At 69.7% G+C, this 16296-nt stretch carries 16 protein-coding genes and 3 pseudogenes; 5 read left to right on the forward strand and 14 right to left on the reverse strand.

Annotated elements, in window-relative coordinates; genetic code table 11:
* The first annotated feature begins 17 nt into the window (after positions 1-17).
* Complete coding sequence (locus PV679_RS22400) at positions 18-842, forward strand: PaaX family transcriptional regulator C-terminal domain-containing protein (RefSeq protein ID WP_319682138.1); 825 nt, start codon at positions 18-20, stop codon at positions 840-842.
* Here PV679_RS22400 and PV679_RS22405 read toward each other — a convergent pair.
* Positions 817-3177 carry a bifunctional salicylyl-CoA 5-hydroxylase/oxidoreductase gene (locus PV679_RS22405; protein ID WP_319682139.1) on the reverse strand — a complete coding sequence of 787 codons (2361 nt, stop codon included), beginning with the start codon at positions 3175-3177 and terminating at the stop codon, positions 817-819. The genes PV679_RS22400 and PV679_RS22405 overlap by 26 nt on opposite strands.
* Positions 3162-3989, reverse strand: a complete 828-nt coding sequence (locus PV679_RS22410; RefSeq protein WP_319682140.1) for an enoyl-CoA hydratase family protein — start codon at positions 3987-3989, stop codon at positions 3162-3164. The genes PV679_RS22405 and PV679_RS22410 overlap by 16 nt, the downstream gene beginning before the upstream one ends.
* 287 nt (positions 3990-4276) lie before the next feature.
* Between PV679_RS22410 and PV679_RS22415 the strand changes: the two genes are divergently transcribed.
* Complete coding sequence (locus PV679_RS22415; protein ID WP_319682141.1) at positions 4277-4759, forward strand: ATP-binding protein; 483 nt, start codon at positions 4277-4279, stop codon at positions 4757-4759.
* Positions 4760-4793: 34 nt separating this feature from the next.
* Here the strand turns inward: PV679_RS22415 and argF are convergent, their stop codons facing one another.
* The 3 genes and pseudogenes from argF to PV679_RS22430 all read right to left on the reverse strand — a co-directional run.
* A complete protein-coding gene (gene argF / locus PV679_RS22420) occupies positions 4794-5822 on the reverse strand; it encodes an ornithine carbamoyltransferase (protein ID WP_319682142.1) in 1029 nt (342 codons plus the stop codon).
* A gap of 110 nt (positions 5823-5932) precedes the next feature.
* The gene (locus PV679_RS22425) at positions 5933-7165 is read right to left on the reverse strand and encodes an arginine deiminase (protein ID WP_319682143.1); all 1233 of its coding nucleotides are present in this window, start codon (positions 7163-7165) and stop codon (positions 5933-5935) included.
* 124 nt (positions 7166-7289) lie between these two features.
* Positions 7290-7706: pseudogene (locus tag PV679_RS22430) on the reverse strand (polynucleotide kinase-phosphatase); the annotation flags it as partial.
* A gap of 77 nt (positions 7707-7783) precedes the next feature.
* On the opposite strand from PV679_RS22430, the gene PV679_RS22435 reads away from it, so the two are divergent.
* A complete protein-coding gene (locus PV679_RS22435; RefSeq protein WP_319682144.1) occupies positions 7784-8362 on the forward strand; it encodes a hypothetical protein in 579 nt (192 codons plus the stop codon).
* A gap of 7 nt (positions 8363-8369) precedes the next feature.
* Here the strand turns inward: PV679_RS22435 and PV679_RS22440 are convergent, their stop codons facing one another.
* Together PV679_RS22440 and PV679_RS22445 are read right to left on the reverse strand one after the other, a co-directional pair.
* On the reverse strand, positions 8370-9221 hold the full coding sequence (locus PV679_RS22440) for a helix-turn-helix transcriptional regulator (protein WP_319682145.1): 852 nt from the start codon (positions 9219-9221) through the stop codon (positions 8370-8372).
* A 10-nt stretch (positions 9222-9231) separates the two neighbouring features.
* A pseudogene (locus tag PV679_RS22445) lies at positions 9232-9983 on the reverse strand (DUF6879 family protein).
* A 170-nt stretch (positions 9984-10153) separates the two neighbouring features.
* Between PV679_RS22445 and PV679_RS22450 the strand changes: the two are divergent.
* A complete protein-coding gene (locus PV679_RS22450; protein ID WP_319682146.1) occupies positions 10154-10357 on the forward strand; it encodes a hypothetical protein in 204 nt (67 codons plus the stop codon).
* Positions 10354-10581, forward strand: coding sequence for a hypothetical protein (locus tag PV679_RS22455; protein WP_319682200.1), 228 nt, complete (start codon positions 10354-10356; stop codon positions 10579-10581). The genes PV679_RS22450 and PV679_RS22455 overlap by 4 nt, the downstream gene beginning before the upstream one ends.
* Before the next feature lie 403 nt (positions 10582-10984).
* Here PV679_RS22455 and PV679_RS22460 read toward each other — a convergent pair.
* The 7 genes and pseudogenes from PV679_RS22460 to PV679_RS22490 all read right to left on the reverse strand — a co-directional run.
* Positions 10985-11458 (reverse strand): annotated as a pseudogene (locus PV679_RS22460) (3' terminal RNA ribose 2'-O-methyltransferase Hen1); the annotation flags it as partial.
* Between the two features lie 27 nt (positions 11459-11485).
* Positions 11486-12412, reverse strand: a complete 927-nt coding sequence (mmuM, locus tag PV679_RS22465) for a homocysteine S-methyltransferase (protein ID WP_319682147.1) — start codon at positions 12410-12412, stop codon at positions 11486-11488.
* 125 nt (positions 12413-12537) lie between these two features.
* On the reverse strand, positions 12538-13461 hold the full coding sequence (locus tag PV679_RS22470; RefSeq protein ID WP_319682148.1) for an LLM class F420-dependent oxidoreductase: 924 nt from the start codon (positions 13459-13461) through the stop codon (positions 12538-12540).
* A gap of 177 nt (positions 13462-13638) precedes the next feature.
* Positions 13639-14172 carry a DUF6099 family protein gene (locus PV679_RS22475; protein WP_319682149.1) on the reverse strand — a complete coding sequence of 178 codons (534 nt, stop codon included), beginning with the start codon at positions 14170-14172 and terminating at the stop codon, positions 13639-13641.
* Between the two features lie 143 nt (positions 14173-14315).
* Positions 14316-14666: a nucleotide pyrophosphohydrolase gene (locus PV679_RS22480; protein WP_319682150.1), complete on the reverse strand. Its 351-nt coding sequence runs from the start codon at positions 14664-14666 to the stop codon at positions 14316-14318.
* Positions 14663-15805: an ATP-binding protein gene (locus PV679_RS22485; RefSeq protein ID WP_319682151.1), complete on the reverse strand. Its 1143-nt coding sequence runs from the start codon at positions 15803-15805 to the stop codon at positions 14663-14665. The genes PV679_RS22480 and PV679_RS22485 overlap by 4 nt, the downstream gene beginning before the upstream one ends.
* Positions 15806-15860: 55 nt before the next feature.
* Entirely contained in the window at positions 15861-16256 is a 396-nt protein-coding gene (locus PV679_RS22490; protein ID WP_319682152.1) for a cell division protein SepF, read from the reverse strand.
* Positions 16257-16296: the final 40 nt, after the last annotated feature.

The raw sequence follows: 16296 nt of genomic DNA on the forward strand, positions 1-16296 counted from the left end.
TCCTCTACAGTGATCGCGTGGCCGAGCAGCACACCCCTCGATCCCTGATCTTCACCCTGTACGGCGCGTACGGCCGGGCGCCGGACGACGCCCCGCTCCCTGTCGCCGAACTGATCCGGCTGCTGGGAGCCCTCGGTGTGGACGCGCCCTCGGTACGTTCCTCGGTCTCCCGGCTCAAGCGGCGCGGCCTGCTCGTTCCCGAGCGTACGGCGGAGGGCGCGGCGGGTTACGCGCTGTCGGCCGAGGCGCGTCAGGTGCTCGACGACGGCGACCGCCGGATCTACGCCCGTCCCTCGCCACGGCTCTCCGACGGCTGGCTGCTGGCGGTCTTCTCCGTCCCCGAGGCCGAGCGCCACAAGCGTCATCTGCTGCGGTCGCGTCTTGGCCGGCTCGGTTTCGGGACGGCGGCGCCCGGTGTCTGGATCGCGCCCGGCCGGCTCCACGAGGAGACCGGTCACACCTTGCGGCGGCTCCAACTCGACCCGTACGTGGACCTGTTCAGCGGCCGGCACCTCGGCTTCGAACCGACGGCGCGGGCCGCGGCCCGCTGGTGGGACCTGGAGACGATCGCCCGGCAGCACCAGGATTTCCTGGACGCGCACGCGCCGGTGCTGCGCGCCTGGGAGGAGCGCGAGGTGGTCTCGCCGGAGAACGCCTACCGGGACTATCTGCTCGCCCTCGGCTCCTGGCGCCGGCTGGTGTACACGGACCCGGGTCTGCCGGTGGAACTGCTGCCGCCGGACTGGCCCGGAGAGCGTTCCGCCGAGGTGTTCGCCCACCTCCACCACCGGCTGCGGGACCTGGGAGCGGCGTTCGTCATGCGGCCGGCCGCCGCGGAGTGAGACGCGGCCCGGGATCGCCGGCGCGGCCGGCCGGAGGCGGGCGGCTGCCCGCGCGGTACGGGAGCGGCCAGGGCGCGCCGGGCCCTTCGTATCCCTGTGCGGCGGCGGCGTGCAGGGTCCACTGCGGATCGTGGAGATGCGGACGGCCGAGCGCGCACAGGTCGGCGCGGCCCGCCAGCAGCAGTGAATTGACGTCGTCCCAGGAAGAGATGGCTCCCACCGCGATGACCGGCACGGACAGCGTGTTACGAATCCGGTCCGCGAAGGGCGCCTGGTAGGAGCGGCCGTACTCGGGCCGCTCGTCGGAGACGACCTGTCCCGTCGAGACGTCGATCGCGTCGGCGCCGTGCGCGACGAAGGCACGGGCGATCTCGACGGACTCCTCCTCGGTGGTCCCGCCCGGCGCCCAGTCGGTGGCGGATATCCGGACCGTCATGGGCCGGTCGCCGGGCCAGTCGGCCCGTACGGCGTCGAAGACTTCGAGCGGGAAGCGCAGCCGGCCTTCGAGCGAACCGCCGTAGGCGTCGGTGCGCCGGTTGGTGAGCGGAGAGATGAATCCGGAGAGCAGGTAGCCGTGCGCGCAGTGCAGTTCCAGCAGGTCGAAGCCGCTGCGCTGGGCCCGTCGGGCCGCCGTGGCGAACTCCTCGCGGATGGTGCCGAGTTGACGAGGTTCGAGCTGGTGCGGGAGCTGGCTGACGCCCGGCCGGTACGGCAGCGGTGAGGCGGCGGACAGCGGCCAGTTGTCCGACGGCAGCGGCTCGTCCATGCCGTCCCACATGAGGCGGGTGGAGCCTTTGCGTCCCGCGTGTCCGAGCTGCACACCGATGGCCGTGCCGGGTGAGCGCGTATGGACGAAGTCGGTGACGCGGCGCCAGCCGTCGGCCTGTTCCCGGGTGTAGAGGCCGGTGCAGCCCGGAGTGATCCGTCCTTCGGCGCTGACACAGACCATCTCGGTCATCACGAGGCCCGCGCCGCCGAGGGCGCGCGCACCGAGATGGACGAGATGGAAGTCGTCGGGGACGCCGTCCGTGGCGGAGTACATGTCCATGGGTGAGACCACGACACGGTTGCGCAGTGTGAGACCGCCGAGCCGGAAAGGCGTGAACATGGGCGGCGTGCCGGGCGGACAGCCAAAGTCCTCCTCCACGAGCCGCGTGAAGCCGGGGTCGCGCAGCCGCAGATTGCCGTGGGTGACCCGGCGGCTGCGGGTGAGCAGGCCGAAGGCGAACTGGCGCGGCGGCCGGCCGGTGTGGCCGGCCAGCTCCTCGAACCAGCGAAGACTGGCGGCGGCCGAGCGCTGGACCGACTCGACGACCGGACGGCGCTCGCTCTCGTACGCGGCGAGTGCGGCCGGCAGGTCCGGCTCCTCCTCGATACGGGCGGCGAGCGCGAGGGCGTCCTCGACGGCGAGCTTGGTGCCGGAGCCGATGGAGAAGTGGGCGGTGTGTGCGGCGTCGCCGATCAGCACCGTGTTGCGGTGGCTCCAGCGTGCGGTGACGACGGTACGGAACGCGGTCCAGGAGGAGGCGTTCGAGCGCAGCGGGCGCCCGTCGAGCGCGTCCGCGAAGATCTTGGCGCACTGCTCGGTGGACTGCCGCTCGTCGAGCTCGGCGAATCCGGCGGCCCGCCAGACCTCTTCGCGCATCTCGACGATGACGGTGCTCGCGCCGGACCGTGCGCGCGGCCCGTGGTCGCCGGCGAGGCGGTCGGCGGTTGACGGGCGGGAGTACGGATAGCCGTGGAGCTGCATGACTCCGTGTTCGGTCTCGGCGGTCTCGAAGCGGAACGCGTCGAAGGCGAAGTCGGCGGCGAGCCAGATGTAGCGGCAGCGATGAGTGGTGATCCGCGGGACGAAGACCTCGGCGTGCGCCTCACGGGTGAGACTGTGGACACCGTCCGCGGCGATCACCAGGTCGTGGTCGGCGGCGAGCGCGGCGGCCGGCGGGGCCTCGGTGCGGAAGCGGAGCCGTACGCCGAGGGACGCGCACCGCTTGTGCAGGATCTCCAGCAGTTCCCGCCGGCCGAGCGCGGCGAAGCCGTGACCGCCCGAGGTGAGGGTCCGGCCGCGGTGCACGATGTCGATGTCGTGCCAGCGGACGAGTTCGTCCCGGAGCGCCCGGTGGATCACCGGATCGGCGTGCTCGATACCGCCGAGGGTCTCGTCGGAGAGGACCACTCCGAAGCCGAAGGTGTCGTCCGGGCCGTTGCGTTCCCAGACGGTGATCTCGCGCGCCGGGTCGAGGCGCTTGAGCAGTGCGGCCGCGTACAGTCCGCCGGGTCCGCCGCCGATGACCGCGATACGCGGTGCGCGGGCCATGGCTAGCGGCCCTGCCATTTCGCGGGCCGCTTCTCGGTGAAGGCCGCGTGGAACTCCGCGTAGTCCTCGCCGTTCATCAGCAGTGCCTGGGAGGCCGCGTCCAGCTCGACGGCGGCGGCGAGCGGCATGTCGAGTTCGGCGGTGAGCAGCGCCTTGGTCTGGGCGTGGGCCAGGGCCGGTCCGTCCGCGAGCCGGCGGGCCAGCTCCGCGGCCCGGGAGCCGGCCCGGCCCTCGTCGGTGAGCTCGCTGAGCAGGCCGATCCGCTCGGCCTCGGGAGCGCGTACCGGCTCGCCGAGCATCAGCAGCCTGGTCGCGTGGCCGAGGCCGACGATCCGGGGCAGCAGATAGGCCGCGCCCATGTCACCGCCGGAGAGACCGACCCGGGTGAAGAGGAAGACAAAGCGGGCGGAGGGATCCGCGATCCGGAAATCGGCGGCGAGCGCGAGGACGGCGCCGGCGCCGGCGGCGACCCCGTGCACGGCGGCGACGACAGGGAAAGGGCACTCGCGGATCGCGCGGACCACCTGCCCGGTCATCCGGTTGAAGTCGAGGAGCTGTGCGGTGTCCATGGCGAGGGTCGCACCGATGATCTCGTCGACATCGCCGCCGGAGCAGAAGCCCCGGCCCTCACCGGCGAGCACCAGGGCGCGTACGGAGCGCTCCCGGGACAACTCGGCGAGCAGATCGCGCAGATCGGCATAGGCGCCGAAGGTGAGCGCGTTGAGTTTTGCCGGGCGGGCCAGCGTGACCGTCGCGACGCCGCCGTCCCGCGTCAGCCGTAAATGGCGCCACTCCCGGGTGCGGGACGCGGAGCCGGAGAAAGGACTCATGGAGTGCGGCCTCCTTCAGCGGACGCTGACCGCCGGCGAGTGCTCTGTGCCGGTCGCACGGGGCCGTCGTACCGGCTCCCCACTCCGACGGTATCACCCGTTTATGACTTCCGTCACGAGTACGCGATAGCACTCCTGTAGGATCCGGGTGCCAAAAGTCCTGTCCGACATGTGGCAGAGGTCCCATATGCAGCAGGCCGCCGCCTCTTGTGGAACCTTTCACGCTCAGTAAGGCTGGGGGGCATAGCAACACCAATAGGACTTGAACTCCGATCGGACCAGCCTTCGTGCCCGAAACCACAGACTCCGTCTCCTGGCGCGTGGCGTTGCCGCACAGCCCGCGCGCCGTGCCGATGGCGCGCGCCCTGGTGCGTACGGCACTCGCGGAACTGGAGCAGGCGGCCGACAGCGACACCGCGGAGCTGCTCACCGCCGAGCTGGTCGCCAACGCCGTGAAGCACACGAACGGCGACGGGCCCATAGAGCTGGTGGTGGAGCTGCTGCCGACCGGCTGCCAGGTCGAGGTGCACGACCGCGACCCGGCTCCGCCGGGCAATCTCTCGCAGCCAGGACACGGCACCATGCCGGACCCGTGGCAGGAGCACGGGCGCGGGCTGCTGCTGATCCGGACGCTCAGCGAGGACTGTGGTCACCGTCCCACCGATCACGGCAAGGCGGTGTGGTTCACGCTCGTGGCGGATGCGGACTACGCCTCGGACGACTACGCCTCCGAGGACGGCGAGTACGCCTCCGGCGAGGCGACCGCCTGACTCCCGGCGGGACGGCCGGAGGCTGTTCAGCGCCTCACTGTGCGCGCGCGCCGGAGCTGTCGTCGGTGGCGAGCGTGGCGACCAGCACGGCCTTGATGGTGTGGAGCCGGTTCTCCGCCTGGTCGAAGACGACCGAGTGCGCCGACTCGAAGACCTCGTCGGTCACTTCCAGCTCGGTGAGGCCGTGACGCTCATGGATCTCGCGGCCGACCGCGGTGCCCAGATCGTGGAAGGCCGGCAGGCAGTGCAGGAACTTCACCGCGGGATTGCCGGTCGCGCGCAGTACGTCCATGGTCACGGAGTACGGCCCCAGCGCCTCGATGCGCTCGTCCCAGACCTCCTTGGCCTCACCCATCGACACCCAGACGTCGGTCGCCACGAAATCCGCGCCGGCGACGCCTTCGGCGATGTTCTCGGTGAGAGTGAGCCGGGCCCCGCTCTCCTCGGCGGCCTTACGGGCCAGGGTGAGGATCTCGTCGGCGGGCCAGTAGGCACGCGGCGCGACGATCCGTACATCCATGCCCAGCAGCGCGCCGGTGAACAGGTACGAATTGCCCATGTTGAAACGCGCGTCGCCCAGATAGGCGAAGGCGATCTCCGTCAGGGGCTTGTCCGTCTGCTCGGTCATGGTGAGCACATCGGCGAGCATCTGGGTCGGATGCCAGTCGTCGGTGAGGCCGTTGAAGACGGGCACGCCCGCGTACGCGGCGAGCTCCTCGACGGTCTCCTGCGCGTCCCCGCGGAACTCGATACCGTCAAACATCCGGCCGAGGACCCGCGCGGTGTCCTTCGCCGACTCCTTCTTCCCGATGTGCGAGCCCGCCGGGTCGATATAGGTCGTGGCCGCGCCCTGGTCCGCCGCCGCCACCTCGAAGGCACAGCGGGTCCGGGTCGAGGACTTCTCGAAGATCAGTGCGATATTCCTGCCACGCAGCCGCTGGATCTCGGTTCGCGCCTTCTTCGCGGCCTTGAGCTCGGCGGCCAGATCGATCAGACCGCGGAACTCCTCGGCCGTGAAGTCCAGCTCCTTGAGGAAGTGGCGGCCTGCGAGGTGTATCGCCATGATGGCTGCTCCTGGGGCAGGAAGAGTGGGCTTCTCATATCGGGACTCCGGAACTATATACGACGTTCCGTATTGCTATTCAGATTCTTCGGGATCATCGCGCCGGTCCGCTACACGGCCGCACGCTCGATCGGACAGCTCATACAGCGAGGCCCGCCGCGGCCCCGGCCCAGCTCGCTGCCGCGGATCTCGATCACCTCGATGCCCTGTTCGCGCAGATGGGTGTTGGTGGTGACATTGCGCTCATAGGCGACGACGACGCCGGGCTCGACGGCGAGCACATTGCAGCCGTCGTCCCACTGCTCACGGGCCGCCGAGTGCACGTCCTGGGTGGGTGTCAGCACTCGGATCCCGGACAGTCCCAGGGCCGCCGCGATCGCCCGGTGCATATGCTCGGGCGGATGGTCGGTGACCTTGAGCTCGCTGCGTCCGCTGCCCGGTTCGATGGTGTACGAGCGGAGCATGCCGAGGCCGGCGTACTGCGTGAAGGTGTCGGCGTCGATCATCGTCATCACGGTGTCGAGATGCATGAAGGCCCTGTGCTTGGGCATGTCGAGCGCCACGATCGTGGTCGCGGAACCGGCCGCGAAGAGCCCTCGGGCCAGCATCTCGACGGCCTGCGGAGTGGTGCGCTCACTCATCCCGATCAGCACGGCGCCCTTGCCGATCACCAGGACATCGCCGCCCTCGATGGTGGACGGATAGTCGTCCTGCCCCTCCGACCAGTGGTGGAAGGAGCCGGCTCCGGGTCCTGTGAAGAGCGGATGGTGCTTGTAGATCGCCTCGAAGTGCACCGTCTCGCGCTGTCTGGCCGGCCAGCGCATCGCGTTGATGGACACTCCGTCGTAGATCCAGGCCGAGGTGTCCCGGGTGAACAGATGGTTCGGCAGCGGGTCGAGCAGGAAGTCGTCCGGCTCCATCACATGGAAGCGGACGGATGTCGGCTCCGCGTGCCGCTCCAGAAACTCCCGCTTGGTCATCCCGCCGACCAGCGCCTCGACCAGCTCGGCCGTCGGCAGCCGGTCGAAGACCGCCCGGAGATGGCCGGTGGCGAGCGGCCCGTACTCCTTCTCGTCGAAGACCCGGTCCAGTACGAGCCGCCGCGCCGCCGGCAGATCCAGCGACTCGCGCAGCAGATCGCCGAAGAGATGGACCTCCACTCCCCGCTCGCGCAGCAGCTCCGCGAACCCGTCGTGTTCCTCCTGCGCGCGACGCACCCAGAGCACGTCGTCGAAGAGCAGCGCGTCCTTGTTGCCAGGAGTGAGCCGCTTCAGCTCCAGATCGGGCCGGTGCAGTATGACGCGGCGCAGTGGCCCGGCCTCGGAGTCGACATGGAATCCCATGCCCCCATCCTCACCGCACGCGGCGCGATTCACGCGCCGATCGCCCGCCAATGAGCGGCTCCGGTGAGCGAGCCGTACGGAAAGGCACCGGGCCCGCTTTCCGTACGGCTCGCGACACCGCGGATCACAGCCGAGGGTCCACCGGCTCCGACTCCAGGGCCAGGACCGCGAAGACCGCTTCATGCACCCGCCACAGCGGTTCGCCGTCCGCCAGCCGGTCCAGGGCCTCCAGGCCGAGGGCGTACTCGCGCAGCGCCAAGGACCTCTTGTGGCCGAGGAATCGGTTGCGCAGCCGCCGCAGATTCTCCGGGCGGGTGTACTCGGGGCCGTAGACGATCCGCAGATACTCGCGGCCGCGCACCTTGATGCCCGGCTGTACGAGCCGGCCCTTCTCGTCGCGTACGAGCGCCCGCAGCGGCTTGACGACCATGCCTTCGCCGCCTCTTTCCGTCATCTCCAGCCACCAGTCGACACCACAGCGGACCGACTCCTCGTCGGCCGTGTCGACGATCAGCCGCCGGGTGACCTGGAGGCCACTCGTACCCGCCCGGGGCGTCCGGCCGCGCCCCCAGCATGAGGCCCCCGGAGATACCGTCCCGGGCCTTATGGTCTTCGACCATGGAAATCACGCCCGTGATAGCCACGCTCCTCGGAGCGGGGTTCGGGGCTCTCATGACGTTGCTGGTCGCTGTGATGGTCCAGAAGGTGACCCTGAAGCGCGAGCGCCAGCACAAGCTGTGGGAACGTCGAGTAGCGGTTATCGAGGATCTGCTCAAGCACGAGAGGAACCTCGCTCACAAGCGGCGGAACGCGATGCGCGCCCCGGACGACGACCTCTTCCTCTCATTGAACGCAGCTTTCAAGGAAGCGGACCTGGGAAAGATCGACGCGAACCTTGAGCTGTACGGAACCCCCGCCATACGGGCGGCTCACGATGCGACGTGGGAAGCGCTCCGGGACTGGATGGTGGAGTTCATCCAATGGCAAGGCCACAACAAGCGGACCGGCCCTGGTCATGAGGAGGAAGTACGTGCAGAAGCAGTTCGCGAGACGACCAAGCGGTGGCCGGAAGTCGAAAAGCTCTCGGCCAAGGCTGACGAGGCGTACGACGAGTTGGCCAGGGTCATGCGCGCGACGGCAATCTTCGAGCCGGTCGTCAACCGTGTGAACCCGCCGAACCGAGAACTTCCCCGGTAAGCGCGCTTCAACGCGGGTTCAGCGCACGCCTCGCCGCGTTGATGACGTTGTGAGCGTCGGGCCCATACACCGCCGACTCGCGGAGGGTCTTCCAGACCTTCGAGTACAGGGCGATGTTGTCGGCGTCGTCCAACCACAGCTCGGCGTGCCAGTCCTCCGCGACCACCAAGCGATCGTCAAGGACCCAGAAGCCGTTGGCGGGCACGATCTTGACGGACGCCGTGAACGGGATGATGCCCAGCTCGACCGTGTCCATCCCCAGCATTCCGGTAAGGCGGTCGAGCTGGGCGGCCAGCACGGAGGGAGAGCAGATCAGCGAACGCAACGCGGCTTCCCACAACAGGACGTGCAGCTTGCGACCGGGGCGGTACAGGCACTCCTGACGCTGCGCCCGGGAGCGCACGGCGGCCTCAATGTCGCTGGCTCCGCCCAGCAGCTCCGAATAGCGCTGGATGACGTGGCGCGCGTACTCGGAGGTCTGCAACAGACCGGGGATCACCGACTCTTCCCAGATCCACATCTGTGAGGTGCGATCGATCTCCGCGCTCAAGCCCTCGTGCAGCGGCTTGAAGCCATTCGCCAGCGCCCGACGCCATGACCTGATGTGGGACTCGAACCCAGCCAGCCGGGCAGCAAGCTCGGCGTACACGCCCGGCTGCTCGGTTGCGTCGGCCCACGCCCGAAGGTCCTCGGGGGTGGCTGTCTGCTTGCCGTTCTCCAGCTTGCTGACCTTGGAGCCCTGCCACCCGAGCCGCTGGGCGAGCTGCTGACCGGTGAGCCGACCACCGGGGCACGAGAAACGCAGTTCGCGCAGCCGCGCCCCCAACGCCGCTCGTGCCTGCTGGTAGTCAGTGCTCACCGGTCACGCGTCATTCGGCCGCAGCCACCTGGGCAGCGAACTGGTCGAACGGGATGGCGTGGTGCAGGCCGCGTCGCGGACGATGGCGTACCGCACGACCTCGGCCGGTTCGGTGATCAGCTCGATGTTGAGCATGTTGTCTTGGTCGTCGAAGTGCAGCAGGGCGACGATCCGCGAGTCGAAGATCCAGAAATCCTCAGCGGGCAAAGCGGCCCTGTCGGCGTCCTCGCGCCACAGGTAGCGCATCTCCTCACCGACCGCCGCGTTGTGCCGGGCGTAGTCGAGCAGGAACAGTTGCTCGGTGGTGGGCGGGTTGTCGGCAACACGGACACGGCCGACGCGCTTACCCGCTTCCGTCTGCGCCTTGACGTTGACGAACCAGGGCTCGTTGGGGTCGCAGGGTGAGGAGCCAGTGGCCAGAAACTCTTGAAAGTCGGGGTCCTGCCGGTCGGACGCGTAACCGCGCCGCGTCTCCAGACGCCAAGCAGTGTGCTTGAAGGTCTTGAAGAGACGCCGGAAGGTGTCCCGATCGACCAGTTCCTGCACCCGCTCCATCTCCTTCGGTCCCCAGTTCACGAGCAGTTCGCGCGGCACGGCCACCGCCGCATCGTCCGGCCCGAAGTGCTGGAGCTGCGCGAGGTCTCCAGGGTCGGTGATGGGCTTGCCTTGAACAATGATCTCGCCGGTGCCCTCGTCCGTGTGCAGTGCGGGGCAACCGTCGACCTTGCTGTCTGTGCCTGTGAAGCGCAACTGACGAGCCATGGCGCTCTCCCTTCCAAGGGTGTTGATCAGCAGCATGGCCGGAGCCGCAGCCCGATACTACGGGGGCAGGCAGGGTCCAAGAGAAAAAACCAGCAATCTCCGTCGGACGTCGAGCAAATTCGAGAAAACAGCATGTCGCCAGCCAACCGCCCACTTCTAGCGTCCGGTTCATGGCAACCAAAGAACAGCAGGACATCGATCCGTTCACAGCGATGGAGTCCCTGAGAGCGGCGCTGGCTGACGCCGGAATCGTCCTTCCCTCGATGAGCGTCGACGCTGCGTCCCCACAACTGCGGCTCGTTGAACTGGGGCGCGTTCGCGCCGACGTGGCCGCTCGACTGGCCCAGGCACTTCGGCACGGAGGCCGCGAGTGAAGCAGCCGGAGGAGGGCGCCCTTGTCATCGACACCCAGCGCGACAGGTTGGGCTACGTCATGGGACACGAAGGTCCGTACGTTCAGCTCCGGCCGGTGGCCGGTGGGCGCGAGTGGGACGCCGACCCTGCTCGCATCCGCACTGCCACGGACGAGGAGCGGCTTAGGTCCGTGCGGGAGCGGACACGCGCTCTGAACTCGGCCAGTAGTAGCGGCGTCCTGTGATGAGCCCGGATACCCCGGGCATGTCCGCTGAATGCGCCCTCGCCCAGCGTCCGGGCTACAGGGACTTGCACCGCGAGTGCCGCCAAACCGAAGACGTCCCGTTGCCGCACGGAGGTGGCCTGCTGCTCGTGCGCCGCTGCACCTGCGCCCATCATGCCTACACCCGCACCGGCCAGCAGAGCGGGGCATAGGCCGTCGTGGCGTCTCCGTCACTCTCCCGGGACACAGAGACGCCCCGCCGGGCGCATCCGTGGGCTTCTACGCAGGAACCATGATCTGGAACGGGATGATGCCCAGGGAAATGGCTGTGACCATGCTCATCACTCGCCGGAGCACACCCGGGCTGTCGGGACCGCGGTCGGCCAGGCCACCGACGAAGACCGCGGTGCGTCCCTCAGGATGCGACCGGCCTGGCGTCCACGGACGTCCAGCCGAGCGGCCCGAAGAGCTTGCGGACCAGCTCGGCGCCACCGCGCGCCGGCACAGCGGGCAGCTCGATCCGCAGCGGCAGCGGATGCGCGACGCGCTCGGGAAGCGCGGCGCAGACACCACGCAGCGCGCTCTTGAAGACCGTGCTCAGCGCGACCGCGAGCAGCGAGGAGGCCGCGTACGGACGGTCGTTGACGTACTGCGCGAGCGCCGCGTCCGGGGCGCCGCCCCGGCCCTTGCCCTTGCCCTTGCGCACCAGGGCCACGGGATCGACCTCCAGTAGCAGAGCCGCCGTACAACGCTCCGCGGACGCCTCGGGATACAGCACATGCGCCGTGCCGTGGGACGTGGAGAACGTCTGGGCCCGGTCCGGATGCTTGTGCAGCAGGAATCCGAGATCGGTGGCGGGACGTTCCAAGGTGCCGCTGGTGCTGATTGTCAGGAACACCCGGCCGAGTATTGTCCGTCCGGCCCCCTACGACCAGGGGTTTTCGTCCGCTGCCGCGCTTGTCAGCGCGCTGAGTGCGGCGATGTCGGCGGGCCCGACCCGGCAGCATCCGCCGACCAGCCGGGCGCCGGCGGCCTGCCAGTCACGCACCCGGAGCGGATCGAAGGTGGAGCCTCCGCGCCAGCGTCCCGCGGCCGTGTCCCACCGCTCGCCGCTGTTCGGATAGACGACGACGGGCTTGCCCGTGATCGCCGCTGCCACCTCCACCGCGTGGTCCGTGTCGCCCGGCTCACAGCAGTTGATTCCCACGGCGATCACCTGATCGTTCTCGGCCGCCGGAGCGAACGCGTCGGCGAGCGACTGTCCGGCCCGAGTGCGCTCACCGGCGATGGAGTACGAGAGCCACACGGGCACCCCGCAGCCTCCGGCCGCGCCCAGCAGCGCCTCCGCCTCGTCGACGTCCGGCACGGTCTCCAGCGCGAGCACGTCGGGACCGGCCGACGCGAGGATCTCGATCCTCGGCCTGTGGAAGCGCTCCAGCTCCCGCACCGACAGTCCGTACCGCCCGCGGTACTCACTGCCGTCCGCGAGCATCGCCCCGTACGGACCGACCGAGGCGGCCACCCACACCTCACTCTCGCCGGACTCGGCCGCCCGGCGCGCCAGGTACACACTGCGGGCCAGCAGGGTCCCGGCCCGGTCCCGTGACACCCCGCGCCGAGCGAAGCCCTCATAGGTCGCCTGATAGCTGGAGGTGATGAGCACCTGCGCGCCCGCCCGCACATACGCCACATGGGCCGCCTCGATCTGCTCGGTGCCGTGGACGAGGAGGCTCGCCGACCAGAGAGCGTCGGACAGATCGCAGCCCTGCGCGCTCAGTTGATTGGAGAGGCCGCCGTCAAGGACGACAGTCCCTTCGGCGAGGGCCTCGGCGAGTGTGCGGACGGGCTTCACGGCTGCTCCATTACTCCGGTCCGAGGCGCTGGTGCCCAGGTGGTCCGGTGTGAGTGCTCCTCCCGGCTACCTTCGCCGGTCACGGCGACAGCGACTCGCCTCAGGACTCAGCAGCCGGGCCCGGCTCAACCGAGCTGGGACTGGACCTGCGAGGAGATCAGTTCCAGATGGTCGAGGTCGTCCAGATCCATGACCTGGAGGTAGATCCGTGAGGAGCCGACCGCGCCGTACCGTCCGATCTTGTCGACCACCTCGGCGGGCGAGCCCGCCAGCCCGTTCGCCTTCAGCTCTTCCACCTCCCGTCCGAGGGCGGCCGCCCGGCGGGCCACCTCGGCGTCGTCCTTGCCCACACAGACGACCAGCGCGTTGGAGTACACGAGATCGTCCGCCTTGCGCCCGGCCGTCTCGGCGGCGTCCCGCACCCTGCCGAACTGCCGCTCGGTGTCCTCGATCGAGGCGAACGGGATATTGAATTCGTCGGCGTACTGCGCGGTGAGCCGAGGAGTGCGCGTCGCGCCGTGGCCGCCGATCAGGACCGGCACCTTGGCCTGGGCCGGCTTGGGCAGCGCGGGCGAGTCGGTGAGCTGGTAGTACGTGCCGTCGAAGGAGAAGGTCTTGCCGGCCTCCGTGGCCCACAGACCGGTCACGATGGCGAGCTGCTCCTCCAGCCGGGCGAACTTCTCCTTGGGAAACGGGATCCCGTACGCCTTGTGCTCCTCCTCGAACCAGCCCGCGCCCAGGCCCAGTTCGATCCGGCCGCCGGACATCTGGTCCACCTGCGCGACCTGGATGGCCAGCACACCCGGCAGCCGGAACGTCCCGGCGGTCATCAGTGTGCCGAGGCGGATCCGCTTGGTCTCACGCGCCAGACCGGCCAGGGTGATCCAGGCGTCGGTGGGACCGGGCAGCCCGTCGGCGGCCCCCATGCGCAGGTAATGGTCGGAGCGGAAAAAGGCATCGAAGCCAAGGTCCTCGGTGGCCTTGGCCACACTCAGCAGCGTCTCGTAGCTCGCCCCTTGCTGGGGCTCGGTGAAGATTCGAAGATCCATGCCTCCATCCTGCACCTTCGGCCGGCCCTCCTCCGCACCGTCCCGGCCGGCGGCCGATGGCACGGCGATCACCGCCGGGCGAAGCCGGACCGCCCGGCGAACCGACGGCGACCGGCCGGCGCCGCAGTCCCCGTGGTGTCACCGTGGTGTCACCGCCGTGCTGTCGGCCCGCCGGTCTCACCGGCGGAGAGCACCGGGCGGCCCGTCCCGCGCCTGTCCCCGTGCCCGTGGTGCCCGTTCTGTCCGTTCCCGTTCCCTCTCGTCCTCCCGGTCCATCGCCACGAGCCGGCGCAGCATCGCGCCCACCCGGTCGTTCGACTCGTCGGCCGCGTCGATCGCCTCGATGCACTGCCAGTACAACCCCTCCTCGTCCGTCACACACGCCAGCGCCACCAGCGCGATACCAACCTCTCCCAGCAGCTCGCTGAGCCCGGTCAGAGCGCTTCGCGGGTCCGCCACGCCGGAGAGCTGCCGCGCCCGTATCCCGCCGCTGCCCAGGCCCGGCTGATCCGGCAGTCCGCAGCCGCGTCCGCCCGCCTCACCGAGCTCTCGCGCCTCGCCCTTCAGCTCCTGCGGCCCCGTCAGCGCGAGCTGGTTGCCGATCACCTGCGCGAGGGCCTGGGCCTGCCAGGCCTCCGCGATCACCTCCAGCGCGTCAGCGCTCCCGGTCAGGGCATGCCGGCTCAACCCGATGAGCCGTTCCGCATCCATTCGCCGCCCCCGTTCGTACGAAATCCTGCCCACTCACTCCACTACCCAGAGTGAGTGACCGGCGACTGAAAAGCCAGAGGTATGCGGAAATCTGGGGACAGCGGGCTCATTGTGTATAACTCCGTCACTCCGCAGAGTGACGATCACGCCGAACTGGGCTGATCTGAGGGAGGTTTGGGTGGAAAGCGGACCTCGTTCCGGTCAATCTTCGCGGCGAGCGCGGCCAGCGCGTCGATCCCCAGCACCTCACAGAACTGGAGCAGATACGCCAGTACGTCCGCGACTTCGTCCGCCACCCGGTGAGCCGACTCGGAGTCCTCCATCACTCGCGCCGACTGCTCGGGCGTCAGCCACTGGAAGATCTCCAGCAGCTCCGACGCCTCGACGCTCAGCGCCGCCACCAGATTCTTCGGCGTGTGATAGCGCTCCCAGTCGCGTGCCGCCGAGAACTCGGCCAGTCTGCGCTGCAGTCCCGCTACGTCCAGTTCCGTCATGGATCCAGGTCTACCACCGTCACTCCGGCCGCCCCGCGCGCGTACGAGGCGTCCCCGACCGACCCCACCAGCCTGAGGTCGCCTTCCGCGCAGACCGCCGCGGCCAGCGAGAGCAGTTCCTGGGCCTGCCGCCGGTCCAGGCTCCGGTCGAATCCGTCGGCGAGGACCGTGAACGACCACAGCTCCGCAGGCACCTCACCCGCCCGGCCCGCCGCCAGCACGCCGGGACCGGTGAGCAGCACCAGCGCCAGTGCCAGATAGCGCAGCTCGCCCTCGCCGAGGCGTTCCATCGGAGTCGCGGCCCTGGCTCCGGAGGAGTCCCTGGCGAGCAGCGCCCGTACGGTGCCGTCGGCGAGCCGCTCGACGGCCAGCTCCGTCACCGGCCCCGCGCATCCCGCCCGGACCGCCGCGGCCAGCCGGGCATCCCGCCCGGCGCACCGGTCCCAGGTGCGCTCCAGCACCGCCGCCAGGTTCTCGCAGTCCCGCCGCAGCCGCTCCTGGCCCATGGCCACCGGCCGCCGCATGAGCTGCGGCTGCGGATCGCAGACGAAGAGGGACCGCAGCGCCATCACGGTCTGTTCGGCGGCGGCGAGCACCTGCCGCTGTCCCTCCGTCCGGCCGGCGACCCGCAGCGGCAGCAGCGCGGTGGCCAGCCGGTCGTCCGGCAGTGGAGCACGGGTCACGGGCACGGCGCCGGCGGTGTGCCAGGCCGCCTGTACGGCGCGGCGGCCCGGATCGCGCAGCGCGGTGGTCAGCAGGGTCCGGCCGCCGCCGGTCAGCCGTTCACCGACGACGCGCAGCTCGGGCTCGGCCTGGACGGCGAGATCGAGCCGTACGGGCCCGGCCGGGCCGTCGACGGTGCAGCCGATCCGGAAGCCGCGCCTGCCCTGTGCGTCGGCCACGGCCCGTTCCGGAACGCAGGCCACCGGGTCCGGGAAGACCTCTCCGAGCGCGGCGCCCGCGCCGAGCCGCGCGAGGGACTCGTACGCGCGCAGCGCCGTTGTCTTCCCGCTGCCGCTCGCGCCGGTGAAGAGCGTCATCGGCCCCAGCGGGAAGGCCGCGCCGCGGTGCGAGGTGAAGGCGGAGAGCCGGAGTTCGGTGACGGTGGGACGCGTGCGGACGGCTCGGATGTCTTCCATGGCCGGACCGTATGCGGGACAAAAGGTGCCGAACCGTTCCGCCTGGCCGGCCTTCCTACGATCGAGGGACGACGTCCGCCGCGATGCCCTCCACCTCCGTGCCGTGCGGGGCCAGCAGGAAGACATTCTTGTCGACCCGGTGCATGCCGCTGCCCAGACCGAAGACCACACCGCTGCTGAAGTCGAGGATCCGCTTGGCCACATCGCTCTCGGCGCCGGTCAGATCGAGCAGGACCGGAATCTGGGCGATGAGATGGTCGGCGACCTCCCGAGCGTCCGCGAAGACCTGCACCCGAAGGACGATGAAGCGGCGGTTCTCCGCCTCGTAGTCCCGGGGGATCGCCCGATGGCCGACCCGCGAGGGCCATTCGTTGCGGCCCCGCAGCGGAACGACCTGGGCCAGTCCCTCCCACTGCTCGTCGGTGACGTCGTACCCGTCGTACCTGCTCACCGGACCACCTCGCCCGCGCGCTGTGTCTGCATCGGGCCAT

Origin of the sequence: Streptomyces sp. AK02-01A, from assembly GCF_033795305.1 — a bacterium.
Lineage (GTDB): Bacteria > Actinomycetota > Actinomycetes > Streptomycetales > Streptomycetaceae > Streptomyces.

Bases quoted from the DNA above. Each gene is read 5' to 3' on its own strand.
- PV679_RS22405 (WP_319682139.1), bottom strand. From the start codon at position 3,177: ATGGCAGGGCCGCTAGCCATGGCCCGCGCACCGCGTATCGCGGTCATC.
- PV679_RS22410 (WP_319682140.1), bottom strand. From the start codon at position 3,989: ATGAGTCCTTTCTCCGGCTCCGCGTCCCGCACCCGGGAGTGGCGCCAT.
- argF (WP_319682142.1), bottom strand. From the start codon at position 5,822: ATGGCGATACACCTCGCAGGCCGCCACTTCCTCAAGGAGCTGGACTTC.
- PV679_RS22425 (WP_319682143.1), bottom strand. From the start codon at position 7,165: ATGGGATTCCATGTCGACTCCGAGGCCGGGCCACTGCGCCGCGTCATA.
- PV679_RS22435 (WP_319682144.1), top strand. From the start codon at position 7,784: ATGGAAATCACGCCCGTGATAGCCACGCTCCTCGGAGCGGGGTTCGGG.
- PV679_RS22450 (WP_319682146.1), top strand. From the start codon at position 10,154: ATGGCAACCAAAGAACAGCAGGACATCGATCCGTTCACAGCGATGGAG.
- PV679_RS22470 (WP_319682148.1), bottom strand. From the start codon at position 13,461: ATGGATCTTCGAATCTTCACCGAGCCCCAGCAAGGGGCGAGCTACGAG.
- PV679_RS22475 (WP_319682149.1), bottom strand. From the start codon at position 14,172: ATGGATGCGGAACGGCTCATCGGGTTGAGCCGGCATGCCCTGACCGGG.
- PV679_RS22480 (WP_319682150.1), bottom strand. From the start codon at position 14,666: ATGACGGAACTGGACGTAGCGGGACTGCAGCGCAGACTGGCCGAGTTC.
- PV679_RS22485 (WP_319682151.1), bottom strand. From the start codon at position 15,805: ATGGAAGACATCCGAGCCGTCCGCACGCGTCCCACCGTCACCGAACTC.